Genomic DNA, 19,486 nt, shown 5'->3' with positions numbered 1-19,486 from the left:
AAGCCGCAGCGCCGGAGCGCTGCGGAGAGCGGAAAGGAGCGCAAGGGCGAATGAGGAGGTCTTCAAGCGGAATTCAGGGGGAAGCAGGGACAAGGAAGGCGCTGCATGCGCTGCTGCTGGCGCTGGCGATCGGACTTGGCGCATGGCTGCGGGTGGACTTTCTCGTATCGGTCAGCCACCACGTCACGCATGATACGAAGAACTACGACATCATGGTCCGGCAGCTGCTGGAGCAGGGCGTCTACGGGTATAAAAGCATCGAGCCGAACGCGCAGGTGACGCCGGGCTACCCGCTGTTCATGGCGGCGATGTACGAGCTGGCCGGCTACGAGACGCGGGATCCGTATCCGCTCATCCGCTTCGTGCAGGCAGGCATCGCTACGGCGATGCTGGGGCTCGTCTATGCGCTTGGCCGGCTCGTCGCCGGACGCTGGACCGCGCTCGCGGCGGCGCTCATGGCGGCGGTTTATCCGCCGTTCGTCTGGGCGTCCGGAGGCGTGCTGACGGAAACGCTGGCCGCCTTTCTGCTGATGGCCTACGTCTGCCTGCAGCTGCTGGCGCTGCGCCGGGGCGGCCGCTGGCTGCATCTGCTGGCCGGAGCCGTGCTCGGCCTGACCGCGCTGACGCGGGCCGAGTTCCTGCCGCTGATTGCGCTCGCCTATGCGGCGCAGTGGCTATGGACGCGCGATTGGCGCGCGACGGCGCGGCAGCTTGCCCTCGGCGCCTGCGGCCTGGCGATCATGCTGTCGCCGTGGGTCGTCCGCAACGCGGTCACGCTCGGCGAGCTGATCGTGACGTCGACGCAGCAGAATCCTTTCGCCGCGGGAACGTATCCGGACAAGAACTATGCCGACGGCCTCGTGGACCGAGCCGGCAAGTCGCAGCTCGAGGTCGCGCGGGAACGGCTGCGCGTCGGCTTCTCGGAGCATACGGGCGAGTTCGTCCGCTGGTACACGATCGGCAAGCTGGACTACACCTACAGCCGGATGTTCTACGGAGCCGGCCATGAGCCTCATTATCCGGTTCTGCCGGTGCCTTGGGAGCTGCGCAACGCTTATCACCGGCTGATCGTCGGAGCGGGCGTGGCCGCGCTTGTCGCCATGCTCCGCCGCTGGCGGCATCCGGCGCTGCTGCCGGCGGCGATCGTGCTCGCCATGTCGGCGCTGCGGCTGCTGTTCGTGCCGGAGTACCGCTACAATTTCACCGTCATGCCGCTGTTCATCGTGCTCGACGCGGCCGCGGCCGGACTTGCATGGAGCTGGTGGAAAGGACGGAGAGCGGCGCGCGAGCCGCGCCCGGACCGGTCCAAGCTGAAGGAGGTGCAGGAAGGATGAGCCAAGCCCAGCCATCGCACCGGCAGGACGTGCTGGCGATCGTGCCGGCCTACAACGAGGCGGCGTCGATCCGCAGCACGATCCGGAGCATCCGCGAGCATGCGCCGTTCGCCGACATCGTCGTCGTGAACGACGGCTCGACGGACCCTACCGCGCGCCTGGCCCGCTCCTGCGGCGTGCCGGTGCTCGACTTGAGCTGCAACCTCGGCATCGGCGGCGCGGTGCAGGCGGGATACCGCTTCGCGGTCGAGCAAGGATACGGCTGCGCGGTGCAGATCGATGCGGACGGCCAGCATGATCCGCGCGAGCTCGGCCGGATGCTGGAGGCGATGCAGCGGCATGAGGCGGACATGGTCGTCGGCTCGCGCTTTTTGGAAAAGCAGGGCTTCCAGTCGTCGTTCGCCCGCAAGCGGGGCATCAAGCTGCTGGCCGCGCTCGTCTCGGCGCTCACCGGCCGGCGCGTGACCGATCCGACATCGGGCTACCGGCTGTGCAGCCGCAAGGCCGCCGAGCTGTTCGCCGCCGACTATCCGACGGACTACCCCGAGGTGGAAGCGATCATCCAGCTCGACAACCACCGCGGCCGCTTCATCGAGCTGCCGGTCGTCATGCGCGAGCGGCAGGGCGGCGTATCGAGCATCTCGCCCGGCAAGGCCGGGTATTACATGGCCAAGGTCGTGCTGGCCGTGCTGATCGCTAAGACGAAAAAGAAGCATAAGGAGTGGAGCTTCGGCTATGAAAGCTGAATTTTATGGCGTGAGCCTCGCGCTCAGCCTGGCGTTTTTCTTCTGGATCCTGCATCTGGTCCGCAGCCGGCGGCTGCGGGAGCAGTACGCGCTGCTCTGGCTGCTGCTTGCGGCCGGCATGACGGCGCTGTCGCTCGCGCCGGAGGTGCTGGATCGCCTCGCCCTGCTGCTCGGCGTCGCCTATGCGCCGTCTCTGCTCTCCTTCATCGGCCTGCTGAGCGTGCTGGCGCTGCTGCTGCGGCAGACGCTCGCCGTCTCGGAGCTGTCGCTCAAGCTCGTGCGGCTGACCCAGTCGGAGGCGCTGCAGCAGGAGCGGCTGAGGCGTCTGGAGCAGCGGGTGGAGGCGATGCCGCAGGAGGCGCGCTCCTGATGGCCTACGCGCTGCTGCTCGGCAACATCCTCTGCCTCGTCGCCGGCCAGATGGCATGGAAGCTCGGCCTTGATCGCCTCGGAGGCCTCGGCTCCGGCAATTGGCTGCAGGCGATGCTCTCGCCGCTCATCCTGGCGGGAATCGGCCTTTACGGCATCGCCACGGTGCTTTGGCTGGCCGTGCTGTCGCGGCTGCCGCTGAGCGCCGCCTATCCGCTGCAAAGCCTGGCCTACGCGCTGGGCCTCGTGCTCGCGTGGCAGCTGTTCGGCGAGGCGATTCCCTTGAACCGCTGGATCGGCTGCGCGGTCATCGCGGCGGGCGCGCTCATCGTCAGCTGGAAGTGAACCGACGCAACGCAAGGACGAAGCGGAGCCCGGCGCTCGGGCTTCGTCTTTTTGCCGTTGTCCGCTTCGGCACGATTCCTTTCTGCTGCCGCTCGGCATGGAAGGGAAATCCAGCCGGGAGGGCGAATATCCCAACGGCAAGGCGGATTTTGACTGTTGTATTATTATTAATATGAACGTATAATGATACGGAAATCGAATCGGGCGGAAGCGATGGATGCCGCAGCGGGATGGGAGAGGTCAGCGATGGAGAACAAGACAAGAGCAGCGATCGTAGGATCGACGGGCTACGGCGGGGTCGAGCTGATCCGCCTGCTGCACGGCCATCCGCACGCGGAGGTGACGAGCGTCATCTCCTCGTCCAGCGCGGGCGAGCCGATCGCCGCGGGATATCCGCATCTGAGCGGGATTCGCACGGAGCTGCTGGACGATGTCGATCCGGCGGCGATCCGGGCCAAGGCGGACGTCGTCTTCCTGGCGACGCCGGCCGGCGTCGCCTCGAAGCTCGTGCCGCAGTTGCTGGAGCAGGGGCTCAAGGTCATCGACCTGTCGGGCGACTTCCGGCTGCCGCAGCCGGATGTGTACGAGCAGTGGTACGGCAAGCCCGCCGCCGATCCGGCCTATCTGGAGCAAGCGGCGTTCGGCTTGTGCGAGATTTACGGCGACCGCGTCAAAGGAGCGCCGTTCATCTCCAATCCGGGCTGCTATCCGACGGCGACGCTGCTCGGCCTCGTGCCGGCGATCAAGGCCGGCTGGATCGATCCGGACTCGATCATCGTCGACGCCAAGAGCGGCGTCTCCGGAGCCGGCCGCGGCGCGAGCCTCGGCACGCATTATTCGGAGCTGAACGAGAACTTTAAGGCGTACAAGATCAACAAGCATCAGCATGTCCCGGAAATCGAGATGGTGCTGTCCGACGCGGCCGGCCGCGACGTCGTGACGACGTTCACGACGCATCTCGTGCCGATGACGCGCGGCATCATGGCGACGATGTACGCCAAGCTGACCGAGGAGCGCTCGGAGGCCGACTTCATCCAGCTGTACGAGGAGTTCTACGCGGGCCGTCCGTTCGTGCGCATCCGCCCGGCGGGCCAGTGGCCGGCGACCAAGGAGGTCAGCGGCTCCAACTATTGCGACATCGGCTTCGCCGTCGACCGCCGCACCGGACGGATCACGTTCGTGTCCGTCATCGACAATCTCGTCAAGGGCGCGGCCGGACAGGCGATCCAGAACTTGAACCTGATGATGGGCTGGGACGAGGACGCGGGCCTGCGGCTCGTGCCCATGTACCCTTAATAGACGACGCGTCAGCGCCAGAAGGAGACAAGCGCAGCGATGGCACACGAACATGCAGCAGCTCAAGCAACAGCGGCAACGGCCGCATTCACGGTCGTGGAGGACGGCTCCGTGACGACGCCGGCGGGCTTCCGCGCGGGAGGCCTGCATTGCGGGCTCAAAAAGACCGACCGCCACGATCTGGGCGCGATCCTCTGCGAGGTGCCCGCGGCGGCGGCGGCCGTCTATACGACGAATAAGGTGCAGGCCGCGCCGCTCAAGGCGACGCGCGAGAGCCTGGCGGCCGGCGGCCGCCTGCGGGCGATGCTCGTCAACAGCGGCAATGCCAACGCCTGCACCGGCAAGCAGGGCGAGGCCGATGCGTACGAGATGCGCGCCGCCTTCGCGGAAGCGGCGGGGGTGCCGCAGGAGCAGGTGGCCGTCGCCTCGACCGGCGTCATCGGCGAGCTGCTCAAGATGGACCGCGTCCGCTCCGGCATCGCGCAGCTGCCCGCCCGGCTGAAGGCCGGCGCGGAGGGCGCGGACGACTTTTGCCAAGCGATCTTGACGACCGATCTCGTGAAGAAGTCGGTCTGCGTCTCGCTGCAGGCCGGCGGACGGACCGTGCATGTGGCGGGAGCGGCCAAAGGCTCCGGCATGATCCACCCGAACATGGCGACGATGCTCGGCTTCGTCACGACCGACGCGCCCGTAGGCAGCGAGGCGCTGCAGGCGCTGCTGCGGCAGGCGACGGACCGCACGTTCAACATGATCACCGTCGACGGCGACACGAGCACGAACGACATGCTCGTCGCGATGGCGAGCGGCCTGGCGGGCGGCGACGAGCTGACGCCGGCGCATCCCGACTGGGAGGCGTTCGCCTCGGCGCTGACCCACGTCTGCGAGATTCTCGCCAAGGCGATCGCCCGCGACGGCGAAGGCGCGACGAAGCTGATCGAGGTGCGCGTCAGCGGCGCTGAGAGCGACGCTTCGGCGGCCGCGATCGCCAAGACGATCGTCGGCTCCTCGCTCGTCAAATCCGCCGTCTTCGGCACCGACGCCAACTGGGGCCGCATCATCGCGGCGGCCGGGCGCGCGGGCGAGCCGCTCGATCCGGATACGGTCGACATCGCGCTCGGCCCGATCCTGACGCTGCGGGACTCGCAGCCGGTCGCGTTCGACGAGGACGCGGCGCTGGCCTATCTCAAGGGCGACACGGTCGAGATCATCGTCGACCTCAAGCTCGGCGGCGGCCAGGCGACCGCCTGGGGCTGCGACCTGACGTACGACTACGTGCGCATCAACGCGGCGTACCGGACGTGACCCGGACCTACGGAAGGAGCGACAGCGGAGGCATGGAACAGCGGTTTGTGATGAAATGCGGAGGCAGCACGCTCGCGGCGCTGCCTGCCGCCTTTTTCGAGGACCTGCGGCGGCTGCAGGAGAGCGGCGTGAAGCCGGTCATCGTGCACGGCGGCGGGCCGGCCATCTCCGGCACGCTGGAGAAGCTCGGCATCGAGACGGAATTCGTCGGCGGCCTGCGCCGCACGACGGAGGAGGTGCTCGACGTCGTCGAGATGGTGCTGTCGGGCACGATCAACAAGGAGATCGTGCGGCGCATCCAGGGAGCCGGAGCGCGGGCGCTCGGCCTCTCGGGCGTGGACGGCAAGCTCATCCAGGCGCGGCCGGTGGCGAACGCGGACGAGATCGGACATGTCGGCGAGGTGACGGAGGTGAACGTCTCCGTCATCGAGGGCGTCATGGCGATGGGCTACATTCCCGTCCTCGCCCCGGTCGGCATCGACGACGCCGGCCAGCGCTACAACATCAACGCCGATACGGCGGCGGGAGCGGTCGCCTCGCAGCTTGGCGTCCTTCGCATGATCGTTGTCACCGATGTGCCGGGCATCCTGCGCGCGGTGGACGGCGAGAAGCGCGTGCTGCCGCGCGTGACGGCGGCCGAGATCGAGGAGATGATCGCGAGCGGCGAGATCTACGGCGGCATGATTCCCAAGGTCAAGGCGGCGCTCGCCTGCCTGCACGGCAACGTGCGCGAGGTGGCGATCGTCAGCGGCACGGAGCCGGATGTGCTGAGCCGCGCCGTGCTTGAAGGCGGCGTCGGCACGGTCATCGAGGCTTGACGCGGCCCGCGCGCGGCGCGGCGCTGCCTATGGCCTGCTCACGCAGGCCGATCATTTTCAATCGGAGAGGCAGGAGAAGGACATGAGCGGAGAAGCGTTATTCCCCACCTATGCGAGATACCCGCTGGCGCTCGTCAAGGGCGAGGGCAGCTGGCTGTGGGACGATCAGGGCAACAAGTACCTCGACTTCATGAGCGGACTGGCGGTCACGAACCTCGGCCACGCGCCGCAGGCGATCAAGGAAGCGCTGATCCGGCAGCTGGACGAGGTGTGGCATGTGTCCAACCTGTTCCGCATCCCGGTCCAGGAGGAAGCGGCCGAGCTGCTCGTGCAGCATACTTGCGCGGACGCCGTCTTCTTCTGCAACTCCGGCGCGGAAGCCAACGAGGGCGCGATCAAGCTCGCCCGCCGCTACTTCCAGAAGGTCAAGGGCGAGCATCGCTACGAGGTCATCACGTTCACGCAGTCGTTCCACGGACGCACGCTGGCGACGCTGACGGCGACCGGACAGGACAAGGTCAAGGAAGGCTTCCTGCCGCTGCCGGAAGGCTTCGTCACCGTGCCGATGCACGATCTGGACGCGGTCCAGGCGGCGATCACGGACCGCACCGCGGCGGTCATGCTGGAGCTCGTGCAGGCCGAGGGCGGCGTGCTGCCGGTCAAGCCGGAGTTCGTGCACGATCTCGCCAAGCTGTGCCGCGACGCCGGCATCCTGCTCATCCTCGACGAGGTGCAGACCGGCATGGGACGCACGGGCAAGCTGTTCGCGCATGAGCACTACGGTGTCCAGCCGGACATCTTCACAGCGGCCAAAGGACTCGGCAGCGGCTTCCCGGTCGGCGCCGTGCTCGCCAAGGAGTTCCTGCGCGAGGCGTTCTCGCCGGGCTCGCATGCGACGACGTTCGGCGGCACGCCGATCGCCTCGGCGGTCGTCAAGGCGACCGTGCAGGAGATCGCCGGCAACCGCGCGTTCGACCGCGCCGCCGGCGCGGCCAGCTACCTGACGGGCCAGCTGCGCGAGAAGCTCGCCGGCAACCCGTGGGTCAAGCAGATCCGCGGCCTCGGCCTGCTGATCGGCATCGAATGCGGCGGACCGGTGGCGGACGTCATCGCCACGATGCGCGAGCGCGGCCTGCTCGTCGTGCCGGCGGGGCCGAATGTCGTGCGCCTGCTGCCGAATCTGCTCGTCAGCCATGCCGAGATCGACCAGGCGGTCGGCATCATCGCCGCCGTCCTCAAGGAAAAGACCGTAACGGCCCCGCAGTAGGGCCTGATATTCTCATAGAAAAGCAGGTGTGAACCCACGATGAGCGTACCGCAATCCTCCCTCCTGACGGGAACGGCCGCCGAGGAGCTGGCCTCCAGCCTCAAAGGGCGCGACTTCCTCGCGCTCGCCGACTACACGCCGCAGGAGCTCCGCTACCTGATCGACCTGGCGATCGAGCTCAAGCGCCGCCAGAAGAGCGGCGAGACGTTCCATCCGCTGAAGGGCAAGACGCTCGGCATGATTTTCGAGAAGGCGTCCACCCGCACGCGCGTCAGCTTCGAGGTCGGCATGTACCAGCTCGGCGGCCATGCGCTGTTCCTGAGCGGCAACGACCTGCAGATCGGGCGCGGCGAGCCGGTGTCCGATACGGCGCAGGTGCTGTCCCGCTACCTCGACGGCATCATGATCCGCACGTTCGCCCACCGCACCGTCATCGAGCTGGCGCGCAACTCCACGATCCCGGTCATCAACGGCCTGACCGACTCCGAGCATCCGTGCCAGGTGATGGCCGACTACCAGACGGCGCTGGAGCACAAGGGCCGGCTCGAGGGGCTCAAGGTCGCCTACATCGGCGACGGCAACAACATGGCGCACTCGCTGCTCATGGGCGCGGCCAAGCTGGGCCTGCACATGAGCGTGGCGACGCCGGAGGGCTACGAGCCGGATGCGGACATCGTGGCGCAGACGCGCAAGGTCGCTGCCGGCACAGGCTCGCTCATCCATGTCTGCCGCGATCCGCGCGAGGCGATCGAGCAGGCGGACATCGTCTATACCGACGTGTGGGCGAGCATGGGCTTCGAGGCCGAGCAGGCGGAGCGCGAAAAGGCGTTCGCGGCCTATCAGGTCAACGAGGAGCTGACGAAGTTCGCGAAGCCGGACTACCTGTTCATGCACTGCCTGCCGGCGCATCGCGGCGAGGAAGTGAGCGAGGGCGTCATCGACGGCAAGCACTCGATCGTGTTCGACGAGGCGGAGAACCGTCTGCACGCGCAGAAAGCGATTCTGGCCGCGCTAATGTAGTCCCATTTTTCAGATGAGGAAGGAAGAGAGCAGCGCTCATGTCCAAGCAAAAAATCGTGCTCGCCTACTCGGGCGGCCTGGATACATCCGTCATTCTCAAGTGGCTCAAGGAAACGTATGACGCCGAGATCATCGCCTTCACCGCCGACATCGGCCAGAAGGAGGAGCTCGACGGCCTCGAGGAGAAAGCGCTGGCGACCGGCGCCTCCAAGGTGTACATCGACGACCTCCGCGACGAGTTCGCCAAGGACTTCATCTACCCGATGTTCCAGTCGGGCGCCCTCTACGAGGGCCAGTACCTGCTCGGCACGTCGATCGCGCGTCCGCTCATCGCCAAGCGCATGGTCGACATCGCCCGCGCCGAGGGCGCGACCGCGATCGCGCACGGCGCGACCGGCAAAGGCAACGACCAGGTCCGCTTCGAGCTGACGGCCGCCGCGCTGGCGCCGGACATCCAGGTCATCGCGCCATGGCGCAGCGAGGAGTTCCGCGCCGAGTTCCCCGGCCGCGCCGAGATGATCGCCTACGCCGAGAAGCACGGCATCCCGGTGCAGGCGTCCGCGTCCAAGCCGTACTCGATGGACCGCAACCTGCTGCATATCAGCTTTGAGAGCGGCATGCTCGAGGATCCGTGGTTCGACCCGAGCTCCGAGGAGAACGAGGGCATGTACGTGCTCAGCGTCTCGCCGGAGCGCGCGCCGGATCAGGCCGAGTACGTCGAGCTGACGTTCGAGCAGGGCGACTGCGTCGCCGTCAACGGCGAGACGCTGAGCCCGCTTGCGGTGATGGAGAAGCTCAACGAGCTCGGCGGCAAGCACGGCATCGGCCGCGTCGACATGGTCGAGAACCGCTTCGTCGGCATGAAGAGCCGCGGCGTGTACGAGACGCCGGGCGGCACGATCCTGTTCGCGGCGCATCGCAAGATGGAGTCGCTGACGATGGACCGCGACGTCATGCATCTGCGCGACTCGCTCATCGCCAAGTACGCGACGCTCGTGTACAACGGCTTCTGGTTCGCGCCGGAGCGGCTCGCGCTGCAGGCGCTCGTGGCCGAGAGCCAGAAAAACGTCAGCGGCGTCGTGCGGCTCAAGCTGTACAAGGGCAACGTCATCGGCGCCGGCGTGAAAAGTCCGGTCAGCCTGTACAATCCCGACATCGCGACGATGGAGGCCGATCCTTCGCAGGCGTACGACCAGGGCGACGCGACAGGCTTCATCCGCCTGAACGCGCTGCGCCTGAAGGTATCCTCCGGCGTCGAGCAGAGCCGCAAAGGATAGGACGGCAGCCAAGGAAAACGAAGGCAGGTCAAACAAGATGGGCTTGCGGGACGCTGCGGCGTCCGCAGGCCCGTTGCCATGCAGAAGGGGAGGCGGGGAACGACCATGAGCAAGCTGTGGGGCGGAAGATTCACCAAGCAGACGGACAAGTTGGTCGAGGAATACACGGCGTCGATTACGTTCGACAAGGAGCTGGCGGAGGAGGACGTGCGCGGCAGCCTGGCGCATGTGGCGATGCTCGGCAAGCAGGGCATCCTGCCGGCGGAGGATGTCCAGACGATCGAGGGCGGGCTGAAGCGCGTGCTCGAGCGCATCCGCGCGGGCGAGCTGGACTACAGCGTGTCCGACGAGGACATCCACATGAACATCGAAAAGGCGCTGATCGAGGACATCGGCCCGGTCGGCGGCAAGCTCCATACGGGACGCAGCCGCAACGACCAGGTCGCGACCGACATGCATCTATACCTGCGCACGCGCGTCGTCGAGTTCGTCGGCCTGCTGCGCGGCCTGCAGGAGGCGCTCGTCGGCCAGGCGCGGGAGAACCTCGACACGATCGTGCCGGGCTACACCCATCTGCAGCGCGCGCAGCCGATCCTGTTCGCCCATCATCTGATGGCGTACGTCAGCATGTTCGGCCGCGACATCGAGCGGCTGCAGGACAGCTACAAGCGCATCGACACGCTGCCGCTCGGGGCGGGCGCGCTCGCCGGCACGACGTTCCCGATCGACCGCCATTTCGTGGCGGAGCAGCTCGGCTTCGGCCGCGTGTACGAGAACAGCCTCGACGCGGTAAGCGACCGCGACTTCATCCTGGAGTTCCTGTCGCATGCCTCGATCATCATGATGCATCTGTCGCGCCTGTCCGAGGAGCTGATCCTCTGGTCGAGCACGGAGTTCCGCTTCGTGGAGCTGGACGACGCGTTCTGCACCGGCAGCAGCATCATGCCGCAGAAAAAGAATCCGGACGTGCCGGAGCTCGTGCGCGGCAAGACCGGCCGCGTCTACGGCAATCTGGTCGGCCTGCTGACTGTGCTCAAGTCGCTGCCGCTGGCGTACAACAAGGACATGCAGGAGGACAAGGAGGGCATGTTCGACACCGTGAAGACGCTGTCGGGCGCGCTGCGCCTGTTCGCGCCGATGATCGCCACGATGAAGGTGAACAAGGGCCAGATGCGCGAGGCGGTCAACAAGGACTTCTCGAATGCGACCGACATCGCCGACTTCCTCGTCGGCAAGGGCCTGCCGTTCCGCCAGGCGCATGAGGTGATCGGCAAGACGGTGCTGTACTGCATCGAGAACGGCAAGTTCCTGCTGGACCTGTCGATCGAGGAGTTCCGGCAGTTCTCGGAGCTGTTCGACGAGTCCATCTACGACGTGCTGCAGCCGGAGACGGTCGTCAACGCGCGGAACGTGTACGGCGGCACCGCCCGTCCGCAGGTGGAGGCCGCCATCGGCCGCGCCGAGGCGGCGCTGGCGGAGACGGCCGGCTGGGTGGAGCGCTTCGAGGCGCGGCAGGGGTAAGCCGGGAGCATCCCGGCACCGGATCGCCGGAGGTCAAGAGCGAGCGGATGCGGAGAGCGGCCGTTGCCTTGCAGTAGAATTCAAAAAGAGCAGACAAGACGAGGCCGACCCTGATTCGGCTTCGTCTTGTTTGCTTTTGAACGGGTGGGCGCAATCGCTCCTTCGAGCTAACGACGACTGAAACGCTTAGGCGACGTTTTTGGACATGGCTAAAAATCTAACGACGGGTCAGATTCTTACAGCAGCAGAATGGCCTCTTTCCCGCCGCTTGCCCTCCTTTTCGCAGCCGTAAGCGTACCACGCATCGTTAGATTTTCTTGCCCCCCGTTTTCGGCCTTCTAACGCGCTGATCCGTCGATAGCTCCGGGCGGGGCGGTTGGAGCCAAGTTGAGGCGAGACGACTTGGAGCGAAACTGCGGGAGTGGATGGCCTCTCTCGTGGTCAAGCCTGCAGCTTGGTCGCACAGCACGATCAAAGGCAGGCGTGGACTCGCTTTCCTATTTTGTCGTAGACTAAGCGAAAAAGGAGGTGACGCCCATGCAGCTGCTGGCCATCGTGACGATGCTGATCGACCATGTCGGGCTGATCTTCTTCCCGGACTCGCCGGGTTGGCGGATCGTCGGGCGGATCGCCTTCCCGATCTACGCCTATTTCATTACGGTCGGATACCGGATGACGTCGTCGCGGCCGAAGTACCTGCTGCGCCTGGCGATGCTTGCGGTGATCGCCCAGGTGCCGTACATGCTCGCGTTCGATACGACGCATTACAACGTCATCTTCACGCTGCTCGCCTCGGCGCTCGTGCTGCTGGCGATCGACGGGCTGCTCGCCTCCGGCCTGCCGCGGGCCGTCCGCTGGCTGGCCATCGTGCCGCTGACGCTCGCCGCCGCGCTGTTCATGACGGAGCTGCCGTTCGACTACAACGCCTACGGCCTGCTGCTCATCCTGATCTACCGCTACTCGGACAAAGGGCGCACGGTGCTGCTGCATCTGCTGCTCAACGCCCTCTACTATGTGCTGAGCGGCCCGGATTGGGGCATCCAGATGTTCAGCCTCGTGCCGACGCTGCTGCTCGTCTACGGCGCGGAGCTGCGCGCCGAGCTGAACCGGGTCCGCGTCCCGCGCTGGCTGTGGCGGGCGTTCTACCCGGCCCATCTGGCCGCGCTCGCGGCGGCGGAGTTTTTCCTGCGCTCGCGCTGAGCGGAGGCCGCGGCCAGCGCGGCTCGACGAGACGCAAAAAAGAAGCTTCCCAAAGCCGATGGCGACCGGGAAGCTTCTTTATGTGCAAGGAAATGCTGCGGCAATGCTTGTCCCTGTCCTTCAGGCGATCTGCTCGCCGAGCAGCTCCGAGATGCGGGCGGGAGGGACGGGCTTGCTGAAGTAGTAGCCTTGGGCCTCGTGGCAATGGCGCAGCAGCAGGTATTGCAGCTGCTCGCCGGTCTCGACGCCCTCGGCGATGACCTTGAGCCCGAGGTTGTGCGCCATGTTGATGATCGTATGCACGAGCGCCTCGTCCTTGCTGTCCTGCATCAGGTTGCGCGTGAAGCTCTGGTCGATCTTGAGGCTGTCGATCGGGAACAGCTTCAGGTAGCTGAGCGAGGAGTAGCCGGTGCCGAAATCGTCGATCGACAGGAAGATGCCCATCTCCTTGAGCTTGTGCATGATGGAGATGGCATGCGCGGAGTTCTGCACGATGCTCTCGGTCAGCTCCAGCTCCAGGTACTTCGGCTCAAGCCCGGTTTCCTTGAGCGCGCGGCTGACGACCTCGGCGAAGCCGCTCTGCTGGAACTGGCGCGAGGAGATGTTGACCGCGATGCGCAGCGGCGGCAGTCCGTCGTCCTGCCACTCCTTGTTCTGGCGGCATGCCTCGCGCAGCACCCATTCGCCGATCGGGATGATGAGGCCGGTCTCCTCCGCCAGCGGAATGAACTCCGCGGGGGAGATGAGGCCAAGCTTCGGATGCTGCCAGCGGATGAGCGCCTCGACGCCGACGACGGCGCCGGCCTTGATGTCCACCTGCGGCTGGTAGTGCACGGTGAACTCGTTTTTCTGGATCCCTTTGCGCAGGCCGATCTCCAGGTTCATGCGGCGGCTGACGACCTCGTTCATCTCCGGCGTGTAGAACTGGAAGTTGTTCTTGCCCTGCTCCTTGACGCGGTACATGGCGGTATCGGCGTTCTTGATGAGCGTGTCGCGGTTGTTGCCGTCCGCCGGGTAGAGGCTGAGGCCGATCGACGGCGTCACGTACATCTCCTGGTTGCCGACGAGGATCGCCTGGCTGAACGTCATCAGAATCCGCTGCGCCTTGCGCGTCATGTCCTCGTACGAGGTGCCCGGCAGCAGGACGATGAACTCGTCGCCGCCTTGGCGGGAGACGGTATCCTGCCGATCCACGCATTCGCGCAGCCGGATCGACACCTCCACGAGCAGCAGGTCGCCCATCGTGTGGCCGAGCGTATCGTTGATGTACTTGAAGCGGTCGAGATCGAGGAACATGATGCCGATCATCAGGCCGGACTCGTCCGCCTGATCGAGCGCCTCCTTGAGGCGGTCGTTGAGCAGATGGCGGTTGGGCAGCCCGGTCAGCGGATCGAGGTAGACCATCTGGTTGATCTTGTGCTCGGCTTTTTTGCGCTCGGTGATGTCGCGGATGATGCTGCTGAGAAAAGGCTGCCCTTCCTCCTCCCAGACGGCGAGCGACAGCTCGATCGGGAACTCGGTGCCGTCCTTGCGCAGACCGTACAGCTCCAGCGTGCGTCCAGCGCCGGGGACATCGTCCGGTTGCAGCGCCAGATAAGGGCGCAGCCCGTCGGCATGAGCCTGCTTGAAGCGGTCCGGGATCGTCATTTCGAGCGGGCGCCCGATCGCTTCCTTCTCGGTGTAGCCGAACATGAGCTGCGCGCCGCGGTTCCAGGACTGGATGATCGTGCGGCTGTCGGCCAGGATGATGGCGTCGCTCGCCGATTCGATGACGGAACGGAACTTGCGCTCGGACTCCAGCGACTGCGACTCGAAGCGGCGGTTCACGTACGTGCTCGTGAACACCATGGCGAGAATGATGAGCATGCCGATGCCGATCGCGTAGGCCAGCAGGCTGTTGTTCAGCGAGGACATGTCCGAGGAGACCGGGTTGCCGCCGTGGTCGTGGAACGACGCGGCCGCCATCCCGGTGTAGTGCATCGACGCGACGGCGACCCCCATGACGACCGCGGCGAGCGTCTTGCGGCGCCAGAGGTTTGGCTGATCGGCCTGCTTTTTGACGGAGTACATCAGATAGAGGGCCGTCAGCGAGGCGATGAAGGCGATCGCGGCCGACAAGCCCCACAGCAGCGGATCGTAGCGGACGGTGGCGCTCATCTGCATCGCTTCCATGCCGACGTAGTGCATCGAGACGATGCCGGCCGCCATGAACAGCGCGCGGGACAGGCGCATCGTGGGCTGGCTGATCAGGCGCAGCGCGAGGAAGCTGGCCAGCAGCGCCGGGACGATGGAGACGAGCACGATCATCGGATTGTACGTGACCGGAGTGGACAGATGCAGCGCGAGCATGGCGATGAAATGCATCGACCAGATGCCCATGCCCATCGAGATCGCGCCGCAAGCGGTCCAGACGTTGCGGGCTCTGCCTCTCGACTTGTTGATATGGATGCCGAGATCGAGCGTCGCGTACGACGCCAGTATCGGGATCGCGACGGAAAGGATGACTAGAATGATATTGTAAGAGCTGTCGAGCGAATGGTGATGATTCATGGGATTATTCTCCTTCAGTTGCTTCTCTTTATCTATAACGGCAAAAGAACTAGGTCTTTTTACCTTAAAGAGACTCTTTCCATGTTTCGGCGGGCATGGACGGGCCGCTCCCCTTGGAATCCGGCATGGGACCAAGACGCGGGCTTGGAGCGGCGAGGGCAGGCGGGGGGCTGCTCGACGGACGGGCGGAGGGCAGCGGCGCATGGCCGGCGAGCCGGACGGGGGAGGGAGAGGCGAGGGAGATGGGGTGGACCGCAGGGACGGCGGGGGGAACCGGGAGCAGATGCAGGGCATGACCGGCTACATGGGGGAAAACTGGGCTCCGTTCAGCAGGAACATGTTTATCGGCATGTAATCCAGGCGATGGCTGAGGTTCGGTCACGCCGGTCCTCAAGCAGCGGGCTTCGCTCCCGAACGGGGCTCGAACGCGAGTCGTTCGGGAGGCCGCTAGCCGACGAGCTTCTCCGACAGCCCGGGCAAAAGGGCCTCGGGCTGCAGCACGCGCAGGCCATCCTCGAGCAAATCGCTTGGGCTGCCCTCCATGCCGCCCTCTGGCGCGGCCAGCGCGCCGCGGTCTCCCGCCGGAGCCGGCGCCGGAGTCGGCGCCGCGCTTCCGCCGGGCGTCGGCGCGCCGCCGGCCGGACCGGCTTCGCGGGCGCCTTCCGGTCCGGCCTCGGGGCCGGGCGCAGGGGCCGGGGCCGCGGCAGGTCCTTCGAGGATGACGGACGGCTGCGGCTTGTACGTGTCGCGGGACAGGCGGACGCGCGACACTTCCTTGCCGTCTACATATTTGATCCGGTACGTCTCGACGATGTAGCCGGTCCGGCCTTTTTTCTGCACGATCTGCTGTCCCGGCGCCAGCCCTCCGCTGCGGCGCAGCTGCACGGGGGCGGGCAGCGTGCGCACCGTCTTGGACGCGACGGAGTAGCGCACCTCGCGCGGCATCGTGCCGAACAGCTTGATCGTCAGCTGCCCGCCGCCGGAGGTGGCGCGGATGACGAGATGCTTGCCGGTCGTATTGCGGAAGCGGAAGTTGATGACGCCTTCGGCGAACGTCGCGTCCTGGCCCTTGGGCAGGTAGGAGACGGGCACGGAGTGGTTGCGCCGCTCGACGATCTCCAGGCCGGCGCGCAGCGCGGCGTTGTACAGCGTGCTCGACACCTGGCAGATGCCGCCGCCGATGCCGCGCGTGAACTGTCCGTTGAGGATGACGGGGGCCTCGCGGTAGCCGGTCTCGCGCTCCGTGATGCGGATGATCTCGCCGTAGTCGAACACCTCGCCCGGCTTCATCTCCCAGCCGTCGAGCGTGCGCGCCGTCTCCGAGACGTTGAACGCCCGCCCCTGCGAGCTGGTCCGATAATCGGTCGAAAACGAAGCGATCCGCCGCTCGACGCCCTCCGCCTTCAGCGACTCGACCGTCTTGGCCGGCGCGACCGAGCGGAGCAGCAGCGGCGTCTCGCGGGAGGCTTCGCGGCCGAGCTCCCGCAGCAGCGCCGGCCCGTCCAGGCCGCGCAGCCGCGCGCCGGAGCGGGCCGGGGCGGGCTCGGCGGGGCCGAGCCCGGCGGAGGCCCAGCGCAGCAGCTCCGCATGCTGGCGGTCCAGATCGAGATGCATGACGCTGCGCCCGGGCGTATAGACGACCTGGTCGTAGGAGGTGATCGTCCGCACGGCGTCCACCGGCTTGCGCTCGTCATAAAAGCCCCATTCCGAGCGGATCGCCGCGTCGAACGCCTGCCGATCGTCCAGCAGCCGCACGGGCAGCTGCCGCTCCCAGCGCCAGCGGTACTTGGCCCGCTCCCAGGCCGAGCCGGTGCCGAGCCGTTTCAGCGCGGCCTCCGCGCCGCTCGCATCGAGCCGCAAGCCGAGCTCGGCGAGCGTCCAGCCGCGGCTGCGCTCGGCGCCGCTCTCGCCCGGCGGAGCGCCGTCTGCGGCCTGCGCCGGAGCGCCCCCGTCGCCGGAGCTTGCCGTCCCTGGCGACGGTGCTCGGCTGCTCGCTCCGTCCGCTGCGCCGCCGCTGCCGGCCGCGTCCGCGGCGGCAGGCTTGTCCGCGCCGAAAGAGGCGGACGGGGTTCCGTCCGCCAGCGTCACGACGCGGCTGTCGAGCGCCTGCCGGTACGTCTGCAGCAGCTGCAGCGCTTCGGCGCGGTGCAAGCCTCCAAGCGGCAGGCCGGCGGCTTCCGTGCCGGCGGGCACCTTGTCCTTGGAGCCGTAGATCCAGAGCATCCCCCAGATGGCGGTGGCTGCCAGCGTCAAGGCGAGCACGACGATGAGCAGCAAATGAAGCCTTTTCACAGGACCATCCTCCCTCCGACAAGCTGTCTCCTAGATCTATGCCGGGAGGCGGACGATTATATCCGGCAGATGGGCATTCATGGTAAACTATCCGCTGAAAGGGGCGGAACGAACGTGACCATCAAGGTGCTCATCGCCGACGACAATTCATTCATCCGGGAAGGCATGCGGATCATCCTCTCCTCGTTCGGAGACTTCGAGGTCGTGGCCGCCGTCGAGGACGGCCTGCAGGCGGTCGATTATTGCAAGGAGCATCCGGTGGACGTGGCGCTGCTCGACATCCGCATGCCCGGCATGAGCGGCACCGAGGCGGCCCGGCTGCTCACGGAGGGCACCTCCGTCAAGCCGCTCATGCTCACGACGTTCGACGACGACGCGTCGGTCGTGGAGGCGGTGCGCTGCGGGGCCAAGGGCTATCTGCTCAAAAACAACGATCCCGAGCAGATCGCCGCCGCGATCCGCAGCGTGCACGGCGGCCATAGCGTGCTGCAGGAAGCGGTGCTCGACAAGCTGCGCTCCTTCGCTGCCGGCCTCGGAGCGCCGGCTGACGGCCGATCCGCGCTGCCTGCAGAGGGGGAAAAGCCCGCCCCTGGCGGGCGAAGCAAGAGCGCGGAAGGGGCCGGCCCCGCGGCCGCGCCGTCCGCTTCGCCGCCGGCGCGCGCTCGGGGCGTGGCGCCGTCCGATGCGGCCCCGCCCGGTGCATCGCCCGCTGCGGAGGCGGCTCCGCCGATCGACCGCAGCCGCTTCACCGAGCGCGAGCTCGAGGTGATGGCGGGCATTGCCCGCGGCCTTTCCAACAAGGAGATCTCGCGCGAGCTGTTCCTGTCCGAGGGGACGACCGCGAACTACATCACCTCCATCCTGAACAAGACCGCTCTGGAGCATCGCACGCAGATCGCGATCTATTATCTGACCGGGAAGCTGCGCTGACATGAGCCGCCTCTGGACGATCGGCAACAAGCTGCTGCTGCTGCTCTACCTGGTCTACACGCTGTACTTCGGGCAGCAGGAGGAGCCGTCGGGCTTGCTGCTGCTGTCCTTCCTGCTGTACGCGGCGCTGAACCTATGCGTGCATCTGCTGCGGCAGCCGCGCCTGCAGCAGGCCGCCATCGCGACGGTCATCCTCTTCCTGCTGGCCGTCTCCTGGCTGGAGGCGCCGCCGTTTCTGCTGCTGCTGCCGCTGAGCGCGTACGAGCTCGCCTCGTTCCGCGCCAGGCGGGCGGCGCCGCTGCTGGCCGCCTCGCTGCTGCCGCTGGCGGCGCTCGGCGGCGGACTGGGCGCCGCCTATGCGCTCGTCTGGAGCCTGTCCTGGTTCAACTATGCGACGCTCAGCCGGCTCCATCGACGGTCGCTCCGTCAGGAGGACGAGCTCGATCGGCTGCGCGGCGAGCTGCGCCGCTTGTCCGCCCGCATCGGCGAAGGGCAGGAGCTGCAGCGGATCGCGGAATACGCGGGCCAGCTTGAGGAGCGGAGCCGGATCGCCCAGGAGATCCACGACGGCGTCGGCCACGCGATGACCGGGGCGCTCATCCAGATGGAGGCGGCGAAGCGGCTGCTGGGGGAAGACCCGCAGCGGGCGGGCGGCCTGCTGCAGAACGCGATCGGCATCTCCAAGGGAGCGATCGAGGACATCCGGCGGACGCTCCACCGGATGAAGCCGCCGCCCGAGCAGCTCGGCATGAGCCGGCTGCGCGAAGCGGTCGATGCGTTCCGCGCCTCGAGCGGCATGCAGGCGAGCGTGACGCATGCGGGCGATCTGGAGCGGATCGGGGCGCTGCACTGGCGGATCATCCAGGGCAACGTGACCGAGGCGCTCACCAATGCCGCCCGCTACAGCGGCGCGTCGGCCGTCCATGTCGAGGTGCGCGTGCTCGGGCGCTACGTCCAGGCGGTCGTGTCCGACAACGGCCGCGGCCAGGCGCGCATCGTCAAGGGGCTCGGCATCGCCGGCATGGAGGAGCGCGCCGCGAGCGCCGGCGGCACCGTTGTCGCCGACGGCAGCGACGGCTTCCGCGTGACGACGCTGCTGCCTTGCCCGGAAGCGCAGCGCTGAGCAGGGGTGCCCGCGCGGAGCCGCCGCATGGAGCGGCAAGCGGCGCTTGCGCCGTCTGCGAAGGTCCCGCGCACGCCGGCCGGCCGGGCTTTCCGC

17 protein-coding genes are annotated in these 19,486 nt (G+C 66.9%); 15 read left to right on the top strand and 2 right to left on the bottom strand.

The features are described 5' to 3' along the window. Positions 1-50: 50 nt before the first annotated feature. From GE073_RS22540 to GE073_RS22485, 12 genes are all read left to right on the top strand, one after another. Positions 51-1,334, top strand: a complete 1,284-nt coding sequence (locus GE073_RS22540) for an ArnT family glycosyltransferase (protein ID WP_153784420.1) — start codon at positions 51-53, stop codon at positions 1,332-1,334. Continuing rightward, positions 1,331-2,080 (top strand): glycosyltransferase family 2 protein, encoded by a 750-nt coding sequence (locus GE073_RS22535; RefSeq protein ID WP_153784419.1) that lies wholly within the window; start codon positions 1,331-1,333, stop codon positions 2,078-2,080. Before GE073_RS22540 ends, GE073_RS22535 begins: the two co-directional genes overlap by 4 nt. After that, positions 2,070-2,450, top strand: coding sequence for a DUF2304 domain-containing protein (locus GE073_RS22530; protein WP_153784418.1), 381 nt, complete (start codon positions 2,070-2,072; stop codon positions 2,448-2,450). The genes GE073_RS22535 and GE073_RS22530 overlap by 11 nt, the downstream gene beginning before the upstream one ends. Beyond that, a complete protein-coding gene (locus GE073_RS22525; protein ID WP_153784417.1) occupies positions 2,450-2,794 on the top strand; it encodes an EamA family transporter in 345 nt (114 codons plus the stop codon). Before GE073_RS22530 ends, GE073_RS22525 begins: the two co-directional genes overlap by 1 nt. Before the next feature lie 246 nt (positions 2,795-3,040). After that, positions 3,041-4,090: an N-acetyl-gamma-glutamyl-phosphate reductase gene (gene argC, locus GE073_RS22520; protein ID WP_028599021.1), complete on the top strand. Its 1,050-nt coding sequence runs from the start codon at positions 3,041-3,043 to the stop codon at positions 4,088-4,090. A gap of 39 nt (positions 4,091-4,129) precedes the next feature. Next, positions 4,130-5,392 (top strand): bifunctional ornithine acetyltransferase/N-acetylglutamate synthase, encoded by a 1,263-nt coding sequence (argJ, locus tag GE073_RS22515; RefSeq protein ID WP_101807650.1) that lies wholly within the window; start codon positions 4,130-4,132, stop codon positions 5,390-5,392. Between the two features lie 32 nt (positions 5,393-5,424). Next, entirely contained in the window at positions 5,425-6,210 is a 786-nt protein-coding gene (argB, locus tag GE073_RS22510; RefSeq protein WP_101807651.1) for an acetylglutamate kinase, read from the top strand. Between the two features lie 82 nt (positions 6,211-6,292). Next, complete coding sequence (locus tag GE073_RS22505; RefSeq protein ID WP_101807704.1) at positions 6,293-7,477, top strand: acetylornithine transaminase; 1,185 nt, start codon at positions 6,293-6,295, stop codon at positions 7,475-7,477. 39 nt (positions 7,478-7,516) lie between these two features. After that, the gene (gene argF, locus GE073_RS22500) at positions 7,517-8,497 is read left to right on the top strand and encodes an ornithine carbamoyltransferase (protein WP_153784416.1); all 981 of its coding nucleotides are present in this window, start codon (positions 7,517-7,519) and stop codon (positions 8,495-8,497) included. Positions 8,498-8,535: 38 nt separating this feature from the next. Then, positions 8,536-9,774, top strand: coding sequence for an argininosuccinate synthase (locus GE073_RS22495; RefSeq protein WP_101807653.1), 1,239 nt, complete (start codon positions 8,536-8,538; stop codon positions 9,772-9,774). 105 nt (positions 9,775-9,879) lie between these two features. Further along, positions 9,880-11,295, top strand: a complete 1,416-nt coding sequence (gene argH, locus GE073_RS22490; protein ID WP_101807654.1) for an argininosuccinate lyase — start codon at positions 9,880-9,882, stop codon at positions 11,293-11,295. Between the two features lie 537 nt (positions 11,296-11,832). Continuing rightward, entirely contained in the window at positions 11,833-12,495 is a 663-nt protein-coding gene (locus tag GE073_RS22485; RefSeq protein WP_028599028.1) for a TraX family protein, read from the top strand. Between the two features lie 120 nt (positions 12,496-12,615). Here the strand turns inward: GE073_RS22485 and GE073_RS22480 are convergent, their stop codons facing one another. After that, positions 12,616-15,045 (bottom strand): EAL domain-containing protein, encoded by a 2,430-nt coding sequence (locus GE073_RS22480; protein WP_153784415.1) that lies wholly within the window; start codon positions 15,043-15,045, stop codon positions 12,616-12,618. Between the two features lie 202 nt (positions 15,046-15,247). On the opposite strand from GE073_RS22480, the gene GE073_RS22475 reads away from it, so the two are divergent. Further along, positions 15,248-15,400 carry a hypothetical protein gene (locus GE073_RS22475; RefSeq protein ID WP_153784414.1) on the top strand — a complete coding sequence of 51 codons (153 nt, stop codon included), beginning with the start codon at positions 15,248-15,250 and terminating at the stop codon, positions 15,398-15,400. A gap of 92 nt (positions 15,401-15,492) precedes the next feature. On the opposite strand, the gene GE073_RS22470 is transcribed toward GE073_RS22475, so the two are convergent. Further along, entirely contained in the window at positions 15,493-17,337 is a 1,845-nt protein-coding gene (locus GE073_RS22470; RefSeq protein ID WP_153784413.1) for a VanW family protein, read from the bottom strand. A gap of 114 nt (positions 17,338-17,451) precedes the next feature. Here GE073_RS22470 and GE073_RS22465 point away from each other — a divergent pair, with 114 nt between their 5' ends. Next, positions 17,452-18,267: a response regulator transcription factor gene (locus tag GE073_RS22465; protein WP_028599030.1), complete on the top strand. Its 816-nt coding sequence runs from the start codon at positions 17,452-17,454 to the stop codon at positions 18,265-18,267. Position 18,268: 1 nt separating this feature from the next. Next, positions 18,269-19,390 carry a sensor histidine kinase gene (locus GE073_RS22460; RefSeq protein ID WP_101807657.1) on the top strand — a complete coding sequence of 374 codons (1,122 nt, stop codon included), beginning with the start codon at positions 18,269-18,271 and terminating at the stop codon, positions 19,388-19,390. Positions 19,391-19,486 lie beyond the last annotated feature (96 nt).

The organism is Paenibacillus sp. B01 (assembly GCF_009649995.1).
Taxonomy (GTDB): Bacteria; Bacillota; Bacilli; order Paenibacillales; family Paenibacillaceae; genus Paenibacillus_O; species Paenibacillus_O pasadenensis.
The sequence above is the reverse complement of the archived record's forward strand: the minus strand, read 5'-3'. Positions and strand labels throughout refer to the sequence as shown.

Bases quoted from the DNA above. Each gene is read 5' to 3' on its own strand.
- GE073_RS22505 (WP_101807704.1), top strand. From the start codon at position 6,293: ATGAGCGGAGAAGCGTTATTCCCCACCTATGCGAGATACCCGCTGGCG.
- GE073_RS22535 (WP_153784419.1), top strand. From the start codon at position 1,331: ATGAGCCAAGCCCAGCCATCGCACCGGCAGGACGTGCTGGCGATCGTG.
- GE073_RS22540 (WP_153784420.1), top strand. From the start codon at position 51: ATGAGGAGGTCTTCAAGCGGAATTCAGGGGGAAGCAGGGACAAGGAAG.
- argJ (WP_101807650.1), top strand. From the start codon at position 4,130: ATGGCACACGAACATGCAGCAGCTCAAGCAACAGCGGCAACGGCCGCA.
- GE073_RS22485 (WP_028599028.1), top strand. From the start codon at position 11,833: ATGCAGCTGCTGGCCATCGTGACGATGCTGATCGACCATGTCGGGCTG.
- GE073_RS22495 (WP_101807653.1), top strand. From the start codon at position 8,536: ATGTCCAAGCAAAAAATCGTGCTCGCCTACTCGGGCGGCCTGGATACA.
- GE073_RS22460 (WP_101807657.1), top strand. From the start codon at position 18,269: ATGAGCCGCCTCTGGACGATCGGCAACAAGCTGCTGCTGCTGCTCTAC.
- argH (WP_101807654.1), top strand. From the start codon at position 9,880: ATGAGCAAGCTGTGGGGCGGAAGATTCACCAAGCAGACGGACAAGTTG.
- GE073_RS22475 (WP_153784414.1), top strand. From the start codon at position 15,248: ATGGCCGGCGAGCCGGACGGGGGAGGGAGAGGCGAGGGAGATGGGGTG.
- GE073_RS22480 (WP_153784415.1), bottom strand. From the start codon at position 15,045: ATGAATCATCACCATTCGCTCGACAGCTCTTACAATATCATTCTAGTC.
- argB (WP_101807651.1), top strand. From the start codon at position 5,425: ATGGAACAGCGGTTTGTGATGAAATGCGGAGGCAGCACGCTCGCGGCG.
- GE073_RS22530 (WP_153784418.1), top strand. From the start codon at position 2,070: ATGAAAGCTGAATTTTATGGCGTGAGCCTCGCGCTCAGCCTGGCGTTT.
- argF (WP_153784416.1), top strand. From the start codon at position 7,517: ATGAGCGTACCGCAATCCTCCCTCCTGACGGGAACGGCCGCCGAGGAG.
- argC (WP_028599021.1), top strand. From the start codon at position 3,041: ATGGAGAACAAGACAAGAGCAGCGATCGTAGGATCGACGGGCTACGGC.
- GE073_RS22525 (WP_153784417.1), top strand. From the start codon at position 2,450: ATGGCCTACGCGCTGCTGCTCGGCAACATCCTCTGCCTCGTCGCCGGC.